3 protein-coding genes are annotated in these 15284 nt (G+C 75.9%); all 3 read right to left on the reverse strand.

Annotated features, from left to right (window positions below; translation table 11 throughout):
* On the reverse strand, positions 1 to 12737 hold a 12737-nt coding region (locus ABZ449_RS19130), incomplete at its 3' end, for a type I polyketide synthase (protein WP_360347063.1).
* Between the two features lie 255 nt (positions 12738 to 12992).
* Positions 12993 to 14246: a crotonyl-CoA carboxylase/reductase gene (ccrA, locus tag ABZ449_RS19135; protein ID WP_360347065.1), complete on the reverse strand. Its 1254-nt coding sequence runs from the start codon at positions 14244 to 14246 to the stop codon at positions 12993 to 12995.
* Between the two features lie 135 nt (positions 14247 to 14381).
* Positions 14382 to 15119 (reverse strand): alpha/beta fold hydrolase, encoded by a 738-nt coding sequence (locus ABZ449_RS19140; protein WP_360347067.1) that lies wholly within the window; start codon positions 15117 to 15119, stop codon positions 14382 to 14384.
* Positions 15120 to 15284: the final 165 nt, after the last annotated feature.

A 15284-nucleotide genomic window follows, 5' to 3' on the forward strand; every position in this document is an offset into this window, starting at 1 on the left:
GCCACCCAATCCGACGAACCCCCACCATCCCCAACCACCGGAACCGGCACCGACACCCAGTCCACCGCGAACAACGCCTCCGGCCCACCCACACCGGCCGACCGAAGCCCCTCCACCGACACCTCACGCATCGCGAGCGAGGCCACGGTGGCGACGGGCTCGCCCACGCCGTCGGCGAGGAGCAGCGACACGCCTTCCGCCGTGCCCTCGACCCGCACCCGGAGCACCGACGCGCCCACCGCGTCCAGCCGGACACCGGTCCAGGCGAACGGCAACCGGGTGCCGCCGGCCTGGACGACCGGGGACAGCCCGACCGCGTGCAGTGCGGCGTCCAGCAGTGCCGGGTGCAGACCGAAGCCGCCCGCCTCACCCGCCGCCTCCTCCGGCAGCGCGACCTCGGCGTAGACCGTGTCACCGACCCGCCAGGCAGCCCGCAGACCCCGGAACACCGGACCGTAGCCGTACCCGCTCTCGGCAAGGGCCTCGTAGAAGCCCTCCACCGCCACCGCGGTCGCCCCCGACGGCGGCCAGACGGTGAGGTCCGGACCGGCGTCGGCGCCGGCCTCGTCGGCCAGAAGCCCGACCGCGTGGCTGATCCAGACGGCGTCGCCGGTGCCCTCGGGCCGCGAGTAGACCTCGACGGTGCGTTCACCGGTCTCGCCGGCGGCGCCCACGCTCACCTGGATCTGCACCCCGGCGTGCTCGGGCAGCACCAGCGGCGTGCGCAGGACCAGTTCCCGGATCGCCGGGGCGCCGGCCCGGCGGCCGGCCGCCCAGACCATCTCGACCAGCGCGGCACCGGGCACCACCACCCGGCCCAGGATGACGTGGTCGGCCAGCCACGGGTGGGTGGCCGACGACAGCCGGCCGGTGAGCAGCAGGCTGCCGCCGTCGGCCACCGTGACGGCGGCGCTCAGCAGCGGGTGGCCGACCGGCTCCAGGCCGACCGTGCCCGGGTCGCCGGCCACCGGGACCGCCTCCGGCCAGTAGCGCTCGCGCTGGAAGGCGTACGTCGGCAGTTCGAGCCGTCGGCCGGCCGGCAGCACGGCCCGCCAGTCCACGTCCAGGCCCGCGACCCAGACCCGGGCCAGCGCGTGCAGCGCGGTGGCCACGTCCTCCCGGTCGCGACGGGCGACGGGAGCGAACACCCCTTCGGGGGCGGACTGTTGGGCCAGGCCGCAGAGCACCGCGTCCGGCCCCAGTTCGACGTAGCGGGTGACGCCCTGGCGGTGCAGGGCCTCGACGCCGTCGGCGAAGCGGACGGCCTCGCGGACCTGGCGCAGCCAGTACTCCGGGGTGGACAGCAGGCCCGGCTCGGCGAGTTCACCGGTCAGGTCGGAGACGACCGGCAGCTGCGGCTCGGCGAAGGCCAGACCCTTCAGGACGGCCTCGAACTCGTCGAGCATCGGCTCCATCAGGGCCGAGTGGAAGGCGTGCGAGACCGTCAGCCGACGGACCCGGCGGCCCTCGGCCGACCAGCGTCCGGCCAGCTCCTCGACCACCTCGACCGGACCCGAAACCACCACCGAGGCAGGCCCGTTGACGGCCGCCACGTCCAACCGCTCGCCGATCTCCGCCCGCACCTCGGCCTCGGTCGCCTCGACCGCGAGCATGGCGCCACCGCTCGGCAGCGCCTGCATCAGGCGGCCGCGCGCCGCGACCAGCGCGCAGGCGTCCGCCAGCGAGAACACCCCGGCGACGTGCGCCGCCGCCACCTCACCGATCGAGTGACCGAGCAGGAAGTCCGGCGCCACGCCCCAGGACTCCAGCAGCCGGAAGGACGCCACCTCCACGGCGAACAGCCCGGCCTGCGCCCAGACCGTACGGTCCAGGTCCTCCGCACCCTCGAACACCACGTCCCGGACCGGCCGGTCCAGGTACAGGTCCAGCTCCGCGCAGACCGCGTCGAAGGCGTCAGCGAACACCGGGAACGCCTCGTACAGCCCCCGGCCCATGCCCACCCGCTGCGCACCCTGTCCGGTGAACAGGAACGCCGTCTGGCCCTCGACGGCCGCACCGGCGACCACGTGCCCCGACGGGGTGCCCGCGGCCACGGTGTCGAGCCCCTCGGCGAGGCCCGCCGCGTCCGCTCCGAGCACGACCGCGCGGTGTGCGAGCGCGGCCCGGGAGAGCAGGGCGCGCCCGACGTCGGCCGGGTCCGGCTGCGGACGCCCATCGGCCCCGTCGACGGAGCCGACGAACGCCGCGAGCCGCTCGGCCTGGGCCCGCAGGGCGGGTTCCGTCCTGGCCGACAGCAGCCAGGGCAGCACCGGCGGCGCCACCGCGGTCCGCCCGGCCGGGGCGGGGCTCGGCACGGCCTCGATGATGACGTGGGCGTTGGTGCCGCTGATCCCGAAGGAGGACACGCCCGCGCGGCGCGGACGGTCCGCCTCCGGCCACGGCCGGGCCTCCGTCAGCAGCTCCACCGCACCCGCCGACCAGTCGACGTGCGGGGTGGGCTCGTCCACGTGCAGCGTGGCCGGGATGACGTCATGACGCATCGCCATGACCATCTTGATGATCCCGGCGACGCCGGCGGCGGCCTGGGTGTGCCCGATGTTGGACTTGATCGAGCCGAGCAGCAGCGGGCTGCCCTCCGGCCGGCCCTGGCCGTACGTCGCCAGCAGCGCCTGCGCCTCGATCGGGTCGCCGAGCCGGGTGCCGGTGCCGTGCGCCTCGACCACGTCCACGTCGCCGACCGACAGCCCGGCGTCCGCCAGCGCCTGGCGGATCACCCGCTCCTGTGCCGGGCCGTTGGGCGCGGTGAGGCCGTTGGAGGCGCCGTCCTGGTTGACGGCGCTGCCGCGCACCCGCGCCAGCACCCGGTGCCCGAGCCGCTGGGCGTCCGACAGCCGCTCGACCAGCAGCACGCCGACGCCCTCGCCCCAGCCGGTGCCGTCCGCCGCGGCCGCGAAGGCCTTGCAGCGGCCGTCCGAGGCGAGCCCGCCCTGGCGGTCGAACTCGCCGAAGGTGGCGGGCGAGACCATCACCGTGACACCGCCCGCGAGCGCCATCGCGCACTCGCCGCGCCGCACCGCCTGGGCCGCCAGGTGGAGTGCCACCAGGGACGAGGAGCAGGCGGTGTCCACCGTCACCGCGGGCCCCTCCAGGCCGAAGGTGTAGGCGACCCGGCCGGAGATGACGCTGTTGGCGGTGCCGGAGAGCAGGTGTCCCTCGGCGCCCTCGAAGCCGCGCGCGCCGCCCCCGCCGTAGCCGGAGGACGAGGCGCCGACGAAGACGCCGATCTGTCGGCCGCGCACCGAGCGCGGGTCCAGCTCGGCGGACTCGAAGGCCTCCCAGGCGGCCTCCAGCAGCAGCCGCTGCTGGGGGTCCATGGCGAGCGCCTCGCGCGGCGAGATGCCGAACAGCCCGGCGTCGAAGCGGGTCGCGTCCGTGACGAATCCGCCCTGGCGGGCGTACGAGTCCTCGGTGGCCGCGAGCTCCCAGCCGCGGTCGGCGGGGAAGCCGGAGATGCCGTCGGCGCCGGTGGCGACCAGCTCCCACAGCTCGTTCGGCGAGGCGATGCCGCCGGGGTAGCGGCAGCTCATGCCGACGATCACGATCGGGTCGTCGGTGCCGGTCGCTGCCGCGACGCCGGCCGGGACGGCCTCCGGGGCCGCTTCCAGGTCGTCCAGCAGCTCGCCGGCCAGGTGTGCGGCCAGCTCGCCGGGGGTCGGGTGGTCGAAGACCAGGGTCGCCGGCAGCGCCAGGCCCGTCTCGGTGCCCAGCACGTTGCGCAGCTCCACCGCGGTCAGCGAGGTGAAGCCCAGGTCCCGGAAGGCCCGGTCCGCTCCGACGGCCTCGGCGGTGCCGTGCCCGAGCACCGTCGCGACGCGTGCCCGCACCAGGTCCAGCAGGATGCGGCCGCGCTGCGGGGCGGGGGCCGCCGCGAGCCGGCGCACCAGGGCGGTGCCGCCCTCGGCGGCGGGTTCCTCCCCGGCCGGCCGCTGCGCCGCCTCGGGCAGGTCGGCCAGCAGCGGGCTGGGGCGGCTGGAGGTGAACGCCGGGGCGAAACGCTCCCAGTCCACGTCCGCGACCACCACGCAGGTCTCCCGCCGGTCCACCGCCTGGGCGAGCGCGGTGACGGCCAGCGTCGGCTCCAGGGCGGGCAGTCCGCGCTTGCGCAGGAAGTCCTCCGCCTCGCCGCGCACCGCCATTCCGGCCTCGGCCCAGGGGCCCCAGGCCACCGAGAGGCCGGCCAGGCCGCGCGAGCGCCGCTGCTGGACCAACGCGTCCAGGTAGGCGTTGGCGGCGGCGTAGAGCCCTTGCCCACCGCTGCCCCAGACGCCCGCGATGGAGGAGAAGGTGACGAACAGCTCCAGGTCCAGCCCGGCGGTGAGCTCGTCCAGGTGCGCCGCGCCGGTCACCTTGCCACCGGTGGAGGAGAGCACGTCGGCGGGGCCGGTCCAGTCCAGCGGTGCGGTCTCGGCGACGCCGGCCGCGTGCACCACGCCGGTCAGCGGGAGGTCGGCCGGGACGGCCGCCAGCAGCTCGGCCAGCGCCTGCCGGTCCCCGGCGTCGCAGGCGGCGACCGTCACCCGGGCGCCGAGCCCGGTGAGTTCGGCGACCAGCTCGGACACGCCCGGGGTGGCCTGCCCGCGCCGCCCGGTGAGCACCAGGTGCGGCGCGCCGCGCCCGGCCAGCCAGCGGGCGACGGCCGCGCCCAGCGCACCGGTGCCACCGGTGATCAGCACCGTGCCGGACGGGGTCCACGGCTCGGCCGGGGCCTCCTCGACGGCCGCCCGCACCAGTCGGCGGGAGTAGACCCCGGCGCCGCGCACGGCGACCTGGTCCAGGCCCTGGTCGCCGGTCAGCACCGAGGCCAGCCGGGCGGCCACCCGGCCGTCCACGGCGGCCGGCAGGTCGACCAACCCGCCCCAGCGGTCCGGGTGTTCCAGCGCGGCGACCCGCCCGGCGCCCCACACCTGGGCCTGGAACGGATCGCGCAGCGGGTCGGAACCGCCCACCGACACCGCACCGCTGGTGACGGTCCAGAGCGGCGCGCCGATCGCGGCGTCGCCGAGCGCCTGCAGCAGGACCAGCGAGGCGGTCAGCCCCTCCGGGCCGAGTGCGGTCAGCGACAGCACGCCCGCGTACTCGGCCGGCAGCTCCGCCAGCCGTCCGGCCAGCGCCGCGCGGCCCTCGGCCGCCGGGTCGCAGCGGAACTCGACCAGCTCGGCCCCGGCGGCGCGCAGCGCCGCGAGCAGTCCGGCGGCCACGCCCGTCTCGGCGGACTCGGAGGCGTCGGCGGGCTCCTCCGGCAGCACGACCAGCCAGCTGCCGGTGAGTTCGCCCGCGCCGAGCCCGTCCGTGACCGGCTTCCACGTGACGCGGTAGCGCCAGGAGTTGACGACCTGGTCGGCCCGGCGGCGGCGCCGCCAGGAGGACAGCACGGGCAGCAGCGGCTCCAGCTCGCCCGCCGCCTCGACGGCGAGGGTGCTGGCCAGCTCGCCCAGGTCCGCGCGCTCGACCGCGTCCCAGAACCGGGCGTCCAGGGCGTCTGCGCCGCCGTTCGCGGGCGCGGGGACGGGGCCCGGCTCGGGCCAGTACCGCTCGCGCTGGAAGGCGTAGGTCGGCAGCTCGACCCGCCGGCCGCCGCCCAGCACGGCCCGCCAGTCCAGCGGGACACCGGCCGTCCACAGCTCGGCGACGGCGCCCGCGACCGCCTGCGCACCGGTCCGGTCCCGGCGCTGCATCGGCACGAACACCCCGTCGGTGACGGTCAGTTGGGCCATGCCGCAGAGCACGCCGTCCGGCCCCAGCTCGACGAACCTGCGGACGCCGTGGCTCCGCAGGCAGGCCACGCCGTCGGCGAACCGGACGGTCTCCCGGACGTGGCGCACCCAGTAGTCCGACGTGCCCAGGGTCTCGGCGTCGGCGAGGGCGCCGGTCAGGTTGGAGACGATCGCGATCCGCGGCGCCTCGAAGGTGATCGTCTCCAGCACCGCGCGGAAGTCCGCGAGCATCGGCTCCATCAGCGCGGAGTGGAAGGCGTGCGAGACCGCCAGCCGGCTCGTCCTGCGGCCCTCGGCCCGCCAGCGGGCGGCGAGTTCGCCGATCACGGCCGCGTCGCCGGAGACCACCAGGTCGGCGGGCCCGTTGACCGCGGCGATGTCGGCCCGTCCGGCCAGCGCCTCGCGGACCTCCGCCTCCTCGGCCCGCACCGCGAGCATCGCCCCGCCGGCCGGGAGCGCCTGCATCAACCGGGCCCGGGCCGCGACCAGCCGGCAGGCGTCCGCCAGCGAGAACACCCCCGCGACGTGCGCCGCCGCCACCTCGCCGATCGAGTGGCCGAGCAGCAGGTTCGGCACCACGCCCCAGGATTCGAGCAGCCGGAAGGTGGCGACCTCGACCGCGAACAGGCTGGTCTGGGCGTGGACGGTCAGGTCCAGGTCCACGCCGTCGGCCGCCACCTCGCGGACCGGCCGCTCCAGCGCCGGGTCCAGTTCGGCGCAGACCGCGTCGAAGGCGTCGGCGAACACCGGGAAGCGCGCGTACAGCTCCTCGGCCATGCCGGCCCGCTGGGCGCCCTGGCCGGTGAACAGGAAGGCGGTGCCGCCGGGGACCGCGGTGGCGGCGGCCAGTCCGTCGAAGTCGGCCAGCCGGCCGAGGAGTTCGGCCCGGTCCTCGCCGACCAGCACCGCGCGGTGCTCCAGCGCGGCGCGGGTGGTGGCGAGCGCGTGGCCGATGTCGCGCGGGTCGGCGTCCGAGTCGGCGAGGAAGGTGCGCAGCCGCTCCGCCTGGGCCCGCAGGCCGTCCCGGGTGTGCGCGGAGAGCGGCCACAGCGCGAGCGCGGGGGTCTGTGCCCGCTCGGGCCCGGCGGCCGGCGGCTGCTCGATGATGACGTGGGCGTTGGTGCCGCTGATGCCGAAGGAGGAGACGGCGGCCCGGCGCGGCCGGTCCCGCTCCGGCCAGGGCCGGGCCTCGGTGAGCAGTTCCACCGCGCCGCGCGACCAGTCCACCTCCGGGCTGGGCTCGTCCACGTGCAGGGTGGCGGGCATGACCCCGTGGCGCAGCGCCTGCACCATCTTGATCACGCCGGCCGCGCCGGCCGCGGCCTGGGTGTGCCCGATGTTGGACTTGATCGAGCCCAGCCACAGCGGGCCGTCCTCCGGCCGCCCCTGGCCGTACGTCGCCAGCAGCGCCTGGGCCTCGATCGGGTCGCCCAGCACCGTGCCGGTGCCGTGGCCCTCGACCAGGTCGACGTCCCCGGTGGACAGGCCGGCGTTGGCGAGCGCCTGGCGGATCACCCGCTGCTGCGCGGGGCCGTTGGGCGCGGTGAGGCCGTTGGAGGCCCCGTCCTGGTTGACGGCACTGCCCCGGATCACCGCGTGGACGCGGTGGCCCTCGCGCCGCGCGGTGGAGAGCCGCTCGACCAGGAGCAGGCCGACGCCCTCGCCCCAGCCGGTGCCGTCCGCGGCGCCCGCGTAGGAGCGGCAGCGCCCGGTCGAGGAGAGCCCGCCCTGGCGGTCGAACTCGCCGAAGGCCGCCGGTGAGACCATCACCGTGACGCCGCCGGCCAGGGCCTGCTCGCACTCGCCGCGCTGCACCGCCTGGACGGCCAGGTGCAGGGCGACCAGCGAGGAGGAGCAGGCGGTGTCGACGGTGACGGCCGGGCCCTCCAGGCCGAAGGTGTAGGCGACCCGGCCGGAGATGACGCTGTTGGCGGTGCCGGACAGCAGGTGCCCCTCCCCGCCCGCCGAGCCGAGGCCGCCGGCGCCGTAGCCGGAGTTGGAGGCACCGGCGAACACGCCGATCTGCGCGCCCTGGACGGAGCGCGGGTCCATCCCGGCCGATTCGAAGGCCTCCCAGGCAGCCTCCAGCAGCAGCCGCTGCTGGGGGTCCATGGCCAGGGCCTCGCGCGGGGAGATGCCGAACAGCGCCGCGTCGAAGCCGGTCGCCCCGGCGACGAAGCCGCCCTGCCGGGCGTAGCCACCGTCGTCGCCGAGGTCCCAGCCGCGGTCGGCCGGGAAGCCGGTGACGCCGTCCTCGCCCGCGGCCACCAGGCGCCAGAGGTCGTCCGGGGACTCCACTCCGCCGGGGTAGCGGCAGCTCATGCCGACGATCACGACCGGGTCGTCGTCGGTGGTGGTGGCCACGGCGGCGCGGGCGTGCGCCGACGGCGTCTGCGGCTCGTCGAACAGCTCGCCGAGCAGGTACGCGGCCAGGGCGGTCGGCGTCGGGTGGTCGAAGACCAGGGTGGCCGGCAGCTGGAGGCCGGTCTCCGCGTTCAGCAGGTTGCGCAGCTCGACGGCGGTCAGCGAGTCGAAGCCGAGGTCGCGGAAGACCTGGTCGGGGTCGACAGCCTCGGCGGTGCGGTGGCCCAGCACGGCGGCGGCGCGCTCCCGGACCAGGTCCACCAGCACCTGGTGGCGGTGCCCGGCGGGCCCGGCGGTCAGCCGCTGCCGCAGCGCGGCGCCCAGTTCGAAGTCGGCGGCCTCCCCCTCGGCCGGCTGCGCCGCCTCGGGCAGGTCGGCCAGCAGCGGGCTGGGGCGGCCCAGGGTGAAGGCCGGGGCGAACAGGCCCCAGTCGACGTCGGCGACGGTCACGCAGCCCTCGCCGTGGTCCACGGCCCGTGCCAGGGCCAGCACGGCGAGGGCCGGGTCGAGCGCGTTCAGCCCGCGGCGGCGCAGGAAGTCGGCCGCCTCGCCCCGGACGGCCATCCCGGCCTCGGCCCAGGGGCCCCAGGCGATCGAGGTGCCGGCCAGGCCGCGGCTGCGGCGGTTGTCCACCAGCGCGTCCAGGTGGGCGTTGCCCGCCGCGTAGGCGGCCTGGCCGCCGCTGCCCCAGGTCGCCGCGATCGAGGAGAAGGTGACGAACAGCTCCAGGCCGTCGGTCAGTTCGTCGAGGTGCGTGGCGCCGGCCGCCTTGCCGGCGACGACGGCGGCCAGGTCGGCGAGGCCCAGCTGTCCGATCGGCTCGTGGGCCGCGACCCCGGCGGCGTGCACCACGCCGGTCAGCGGGAGGTCGGCCGGGATCCGCGCGAGCACCGCGGCCAGCGCGTCCCGGTCCGCGACGTCGCAGGCCTCGACGGTCACCCGGGTGCCGGTGGCGGTCAGCTCGGCGACCAGGTCCTCGGCGCCCGGTGCGGCGGCGCCGCGCCGGGCGAGCAGCAGCAGGTGCGGCACTCCGCGCCCGGCCAGCCAGCGGGCGACGGCCGCGCCCAGCGCACCGGTGCCACCGGTGACCAGCACCGTGCCCGAGGGGGTCCACGGCCGTTCGGCGGCCCGGACCGGCTCCGGGCGGCCCAGTCGGCGCCCGTAGACGGCGGAGCCGCGCACGGCGACCTGGTCCTCGCCGGTGCGGCCGGCCAGCACCGCGGCCAGCCGGGCACCGGCCCGGCCGTCCAGGGTGGCCGGCAGGTCGACCAACCCGCCCCAGCGGTCCGGGAGTTCCAGGGCGGCGACGCGACCGAGCCCCCACACCCGGGCCGCCGCGGGGTCGCACGGCGGGTCGAACCGGCCCACCGAGACGGCGCCGGAGGTGAGCAGCCACAGCGGTGCGTCGATGCCCGCCTCGCCGAGGCCCTGAACGATGGTCAGCGCCTCGGCGGCCGGGTCCGCGCCGGCCGGCAGCGCGACCACGCCGACCACGCCGGCCAGGCCGGCCGGGTCGTCCGGGTCGTCCGTCGGCCACGCCCCGGGCGCGCAGCGCAGGACGGTGGCGCCGGCGGCCCGCAGAGCCTGCTCGACGCCCTCCGCCCGCCCGTCCTCGGGGGCGGCGGACAGCAGCCAGTCACCGGTCAGCGGGGCGGCGTCGCCGAGGCCGGTCAGCGGCTTCCAGGTGATCCGGTAGCGCCACGAGTCGACGACCGACTCCTGCCGCTGGGAGCGCCGCCAGGCGGCCAGCGCGGGGACCACCTCGTCGAGCAGGCCGGGGGCCTCCTCCAGCTTCAGGGTGGTGGCCAGCTCGGCGAGGTCCGCGCGCTCCACCGCCGCCCAGAACCGCTGGTCCCGGTCCGAGGCGTCGGTCGGCGGGGCGACCGGGGCCGCCATGCTCCGGGGCCAGTAGCGCTCGCGCTGGAAGGCGTAGGTCGGCAGCTCCACCCGGCGGCCCTCGGGCAGCACGGCGCGCCAGTCGACCTCGACCCCGGCCGTCCAGATCCGGGCCAGAGCCGTCAGCGCGGACTCGGCGTCATCCCGGTCACGGCGCAGCACCGGGGCGAACACGCCCTCGGCAGCGGCCTGTTGGGCCATCGCGCAGAGCACGCCGTCCGGGCCGAGCTCGACGAAGCGGGTCACGCCCCGGGCGGCCAGGCAGGCGGCGCCGTCGGCGAACCTGACGGCCTCGCGCACATGCCGCACCCAGTACTCCGGGGTGGTGAGCAGGTCGGGCTCGGCGACGGCTCCGGTCAGGTTGGAGACGATCGCGATCCGGGGGCGGGCGAAGGAGACCGTCTCCAGCACCGCGCGGAAGTCCGCGAGCATCGGCTCCATCAGGGCGGAGTGGAAGGCGTGCGAGACCGCCAGCCGGCTCGTCTTGCGGCCCTCCGCCGCCCAGCGGGCGGCCAGTTCGTCGATCACCTCCGCGGTGCCGGAGACCACGACCGAGGACGGGCCGTTGACCGCCGCGACGTCGGCGCGTCCGGCGATCGCCTCGACGGCCTCGGCCTCGGTGGCCTGGACGGCGAGCATCGCGCCACCGGCCGGCAGCGCCTGCATCAACCGGCCGCGCGCGGCCACCACGGCGCAGGCGTCCGCGAGCGTGAGGACGCCCGCGCAGTGCGCCGCGGCGAGTTCGCCGACGGAGTGGCCGAGCAGGAAGTCGGGGGCCACGCCCCAGGATTCGAGCAGCCGGAAGCCCGCCACCTCGACGGCGAACAGGCCGGCCTGGGTCCACATCGTCCGGTCGAGGTCGCGGCCCGTGAAGACGGCGTCCCCGACCGATCCGCCGAGGTGCCGGTCCAGTTCGGCGCAGACGGCGTCGAAGGCCTCGGCGTAGGCGGGGAACGCCTCGTACAGCCCCCGGCCCATGGCCGCGCGCTGCGCGCCCTGGCCGGTGAACAGGAAGGCACAACGGCCCTCGCCCACCACGCCCGTGACCGCCGTGGTCGGCCCGCCCTCGGCGAGCGCGTCCAGGCCGGGGAGCAACTCGCCGAGCACCACCGCACGGTGGTCCAGGCCGGCGCGGGTGGTGGCGAGCGACCAGGCGAGGTCGGCCGGGTCGGGCGCCTCGTCGCCGGCCCCGGCCTCGGCGAGGTGGTCGCGCAGCCTGCGGGCCTGGGCGCGCAGCCCGGCCGCGCCCTTGCCGGAGAGCGGCCACAGCGAGGGCCGGCCGGCCGTGGGCGCCGGAACGGCCGAGTCGGCCGGAACCGCCGAGTCGGCCGGGGTGGCCTGCCCGGTGTCGGCGTCCGGCTCCGCCTCGCCCTGCGGCGTGGCCGGCGCGGGCGCCGCTTCGATGATCACGTGCGCGTTGGTGCCGCTGATGCCGAACGAGGAGACGCCGGCCCGGCGGGGGTGGTCGGTCTCCGGCCACGGCCGGGCCTCGGTGAGCAGTTCGACGCCGCCCTCGCTCCAGTCCACGTGCGGGGTGGGCGCGTCCACGTGCAGGGTCGCCGGCAGCAGGCCGTGGTGGATCGCCTGCACCATCTTGATCACGCCGGCCACACCGGCCGCGGCCTGGGTGTGCCCGATGTTGGACTTCACCGAGCCCAGCCACAGCGGGCCGCCTTCGGCGCGCTCCCGCCCGTACGTGGCGAGCAGGGCCTGGGCCTCGATCGGGTCGCCGAGCCGGGTGCCGGTGCCGTGCGCCTCCACCGCGTCCACGTCGGCCGGGGAGAGCCCCGCGCCGGCCAGCGCCTGGCGGATCACCCGCCGCTGGGACGGGCCGTTGGGGGCGGTGAGGCCGTTGGAGGCGCCGTCCTGGTTGACGGCGCTGCCGCGCACCACGGCGAGCACGGGGTGGCCCAGCCGCTGGGCGTCGGAGAGCCGCTCGACCATCAGCAGGCCGACGCCCTCGCCCCAGCCGGTGCCGTCGGCCGCCGCGGCGAAGGCCTTGCAGCGCCCGTTGCCGGCCAGGCCGTCGAGGCGGCTGAACTCCGCGAAGACGCTCGGCGAGGACATCACGGTGACGCCGCCGGCCAGCGCCAGCTCGCAGTCGCCCGCGCGCAGCGCGTGGACGGCCAGGTGCAGGGCGACCAGGGAGGAGGAGCAGGCGGTGTCGATGGTGACGGCCGGGCCCTCCAGGCCCAGCGCGTAGGCGATCCGGCCGGACACCACGCTGGCCGCGTTGCCGATGGCCAGGTGGGTGGCGGCGCCCTCGGGCAGGGAGTGGGCGCCCTCGGCGTAGCCGGAGGCGGAGGCGCCGACGAAGACGCCGACCCGGTTGCCGGTGAGCGAGCGCGGGTCGATCCCGGCCCGTTCCACGACCTCCCAGGCGGATTCCAGCAGCAGCCGCTGCTGCGGGTCCATGGCCAGGGCCTCGCGCGGGGAGATGCCGAACAGCGCGGCGTCGAACTCGGCGACGCCGTCGACGAATCCGCCCTCGTCGGCGTAGCCGGACCCGGCGGCCGGCCAGCCGCGGTCCTCGGGGAACCCGGTGATGGCGTCCTCGCCCCGGGTCACGAGCTGCCACAGGTCGGCCGGCGAGTTCACCCCGCCCGGATAGCGGCAGGCCATCGCGACGATCGCGATGGGCTCGCGCTCGCGCATCTCCGCCACCTGGAGCTGACGACGTGTGCGCCGGAGGTCGGCCGTCACCCGCTTCAGGTATTCGAGATACTTCTGCTCTTCCCCCACGCTGATCAACCCCTACTCCCGGCCCGTGGTGAACCGCAGCCGGTACCGATTACCCGTGAGACCGCAGCGATTCGCATCCTAGGAATTGAATCCGCGTGCGATACCCCTAGCCGACCCCAGAAAAAGGACTTCAGATGGCACGGGCCGTCCCGGGCCGTTCGCCACCGGAGCGGGAACCGCGTGCGCGCGATTCCCGTTCCGGAATTCGGTCCGGAAATCCGCGCCGCCGGGCGGCACGGATTTCCGTCCGGTCGTTCAGCCGATCCGCAGCGAGGTCTCCCCCGGCGCCCCGGCGTTGACCAGGGCGGCCAGGTTGCCGACGCCCTGCTGGTTCGCGTAGAGCATCTGGTGGGCCTCGCCGATCTGGTCGAAGGTGCCGCACCAGGTGATGCACGGGTCGAGCCGGCCGTCCGCCATCAGCCCGATGACCGCGCGGTTCTCCCTGGTGTTCGAGGCGTGCGAGCCCTGGAGGCGCTTGCTGCGCATCCACAGGTAGCGCAGGTCCAGGTCGCCGTTGTAGCCGCTGGTGCCGCCGCACAGGACGACCATGCCGCCGTTCTCGCAGACGAACAGCGAGGTGGGCAGGGTGTCCTCGCCGGGGTGCTCGATGACGATCTTCGGATTGCGGCGCTCCCCGAGGATCTCCCAGATCTTCGCGCCGAACCGGCGTGCCTCGGCCGTCCAGGCCTTGCCGGCCGCCTCGTCGTCGAGGTCCGGCAGCCGTCCCCAGTGGGTGAACTCCCGGCGGTCGATCACGCCCGCGGCGCCGAGGTCCAGGCAGAACCGGACCCGGTCCGGGTTGGAGACCACGGCGATCGGGATGCCGCCGAGCAGCTTCACGATCTGGATCGCCGCCGAGCCGACGCCGCCGGAGCCGCCCCAGATCAGCACCGGGTCGCCCGGGCGGACGTCGTGGGGGGCCCAGCCGGTCAGCTGCCGGTAGGCGGTGGCACCGGTGACCAGGTAGCCGCCGGCGTCCTCCCAGGACAGGTTGGCCGGCTTGCGGTGGAGCTGGTGCTCGCGCACCAGGGTGTACTGGGCGAAGGAGCCGTAGTTCGTCTCGTAGCCCCAGGCCCGCAGCGACTTCGAGGCGATGGGGTCGACGCCCATCCGGACGTCCTCCGCGGTCTCGTCCCAGGTCGCGCCGGAGAGGATGACCTCGTCGCCGACCTTGAACTGTCTGACGCCCTCGCCGACGGCCCAGACGACTCCGGAGCCGTCGCTGCCGCCGATGTGGAAGTCCTCCTTCTCGCCGAGCATCCGCTGTCTCATCGCGATGACGTCGATGGGTTCGCCCAGCGACGCCCAGACGTTGTTGTAGTTGATCCCGGCGGCCATGACGTAGACCAGCACTTCGCCGTAACCGGGCTCCGGCACGTCGACGACCTCGGTCTGCATCGCCTTGAGGGGCTCGCCGAAGCGGTCCTGCCGGATGACGGTCGCATACATCTGCTCGGGCACGTAGCCGAGCGGAGGAACCTCACCGAGTTCGTAGAGCGACTTGGACACGAACGACTCCTCTGGGCAGTTTTCCGGAATTTCCGAGGACCGCCTCGCAGAGCAGTTCTGGGCCGGTTCGGAACCGGCTGCCCTTCAACACGGTCGATTCGCGTGGATGAATGACGCGGAGGAACGACGGAGCGGTCAGCCGAGCCTGGTGCGGATCCGGTCGACGACGGTGTTCGCGTGGGCGTTGAGGTAGAAGTGGCCGCCGCGGAACACTTCGAGCTCGAAGGGGCCGGAGGTGTGCTCGGCCCACTTCCGGGCCTCGTCCACGGTGACCTTCGGGTCGTCGTCGCCGACCAGGGCGAGGACCGGCGCGGTGAGCTTCGGGCCGGGGGCGGGGCGGTAGGTCTCGGCGGCCCGGTAGTCGCTGCGCAGCACCGGGAGGACCATCCGCACCATCTCCTCGTCGTCGAGGAGGTTGGAGTCGGTGCCGTCCAGCCGCTTGATCTCGGCGAGCAGGCCCTGGTCGTCGAGCTGGTGGAACCGCTCGTCGCGGTGGGCGCCGGGGGCGCGCCGCCCGGAGGCCCACACGGTGTGCGGCACGATGCCGAGGTCCTCCAGCCGCAGCGCCAGCTCGTACGCCACGGAAGCGCCCATGCTGTGGCCGAACAGCGACAGCGGGCGGTCGGCCCAGGGCTTGACGACGTCGACCAGCAGGTCGGCGAGTTCCTGCACGGACTCCACGCAGGGCTCGTGGCGCCGGTCCTGGCGGCCGGGGTACTGCACCGCGAGGACCTCGACCTGGGGCGACAGCGCGCGGGACACCGGGAAGAAGTAGCTCGCGGACCCGCCGGCGTACGGCAGGCAGAGCAGCCGGTGCCGGGCCTCGGGCGCGGGGTGGTAGCGACGCACCCACAGATCGTCGATAGCGGCCATGGTGACTGGAATCCCTCCGGCGGTCGGCGTGGTGGGACCGCGACACCGGTGAGCCGCCGCCCGCGGACCTGCGGGCCGCGCGCGGAGAACCGTCTCACCGTGATCCGCGGGCGGGGGGCGCACGAGGGTTCGTGGCCGGCCTCCGGTCGCCCGCTGTCCTGTCGG

The organism is Kitasatospora sp. NPDC005856, from assembly GCF_040629945.1.
Taxonomy (GTDB): domain Bacteria; phylum Actinomycetota; class Actinomycetes; order Streptomycetales; family Streptomycetaceae; genus Kitasatospora.

Excerpts from the sequence above, each read along its gene's own strand:
- ABZ449_RS19140 (WP_360347067.1), bottom strand. The coding sequence starts at position 15,119 with ATGGCCGCTATCGACGATCTGTGGGTGCGTCGCTACCACCCCGCGCCC.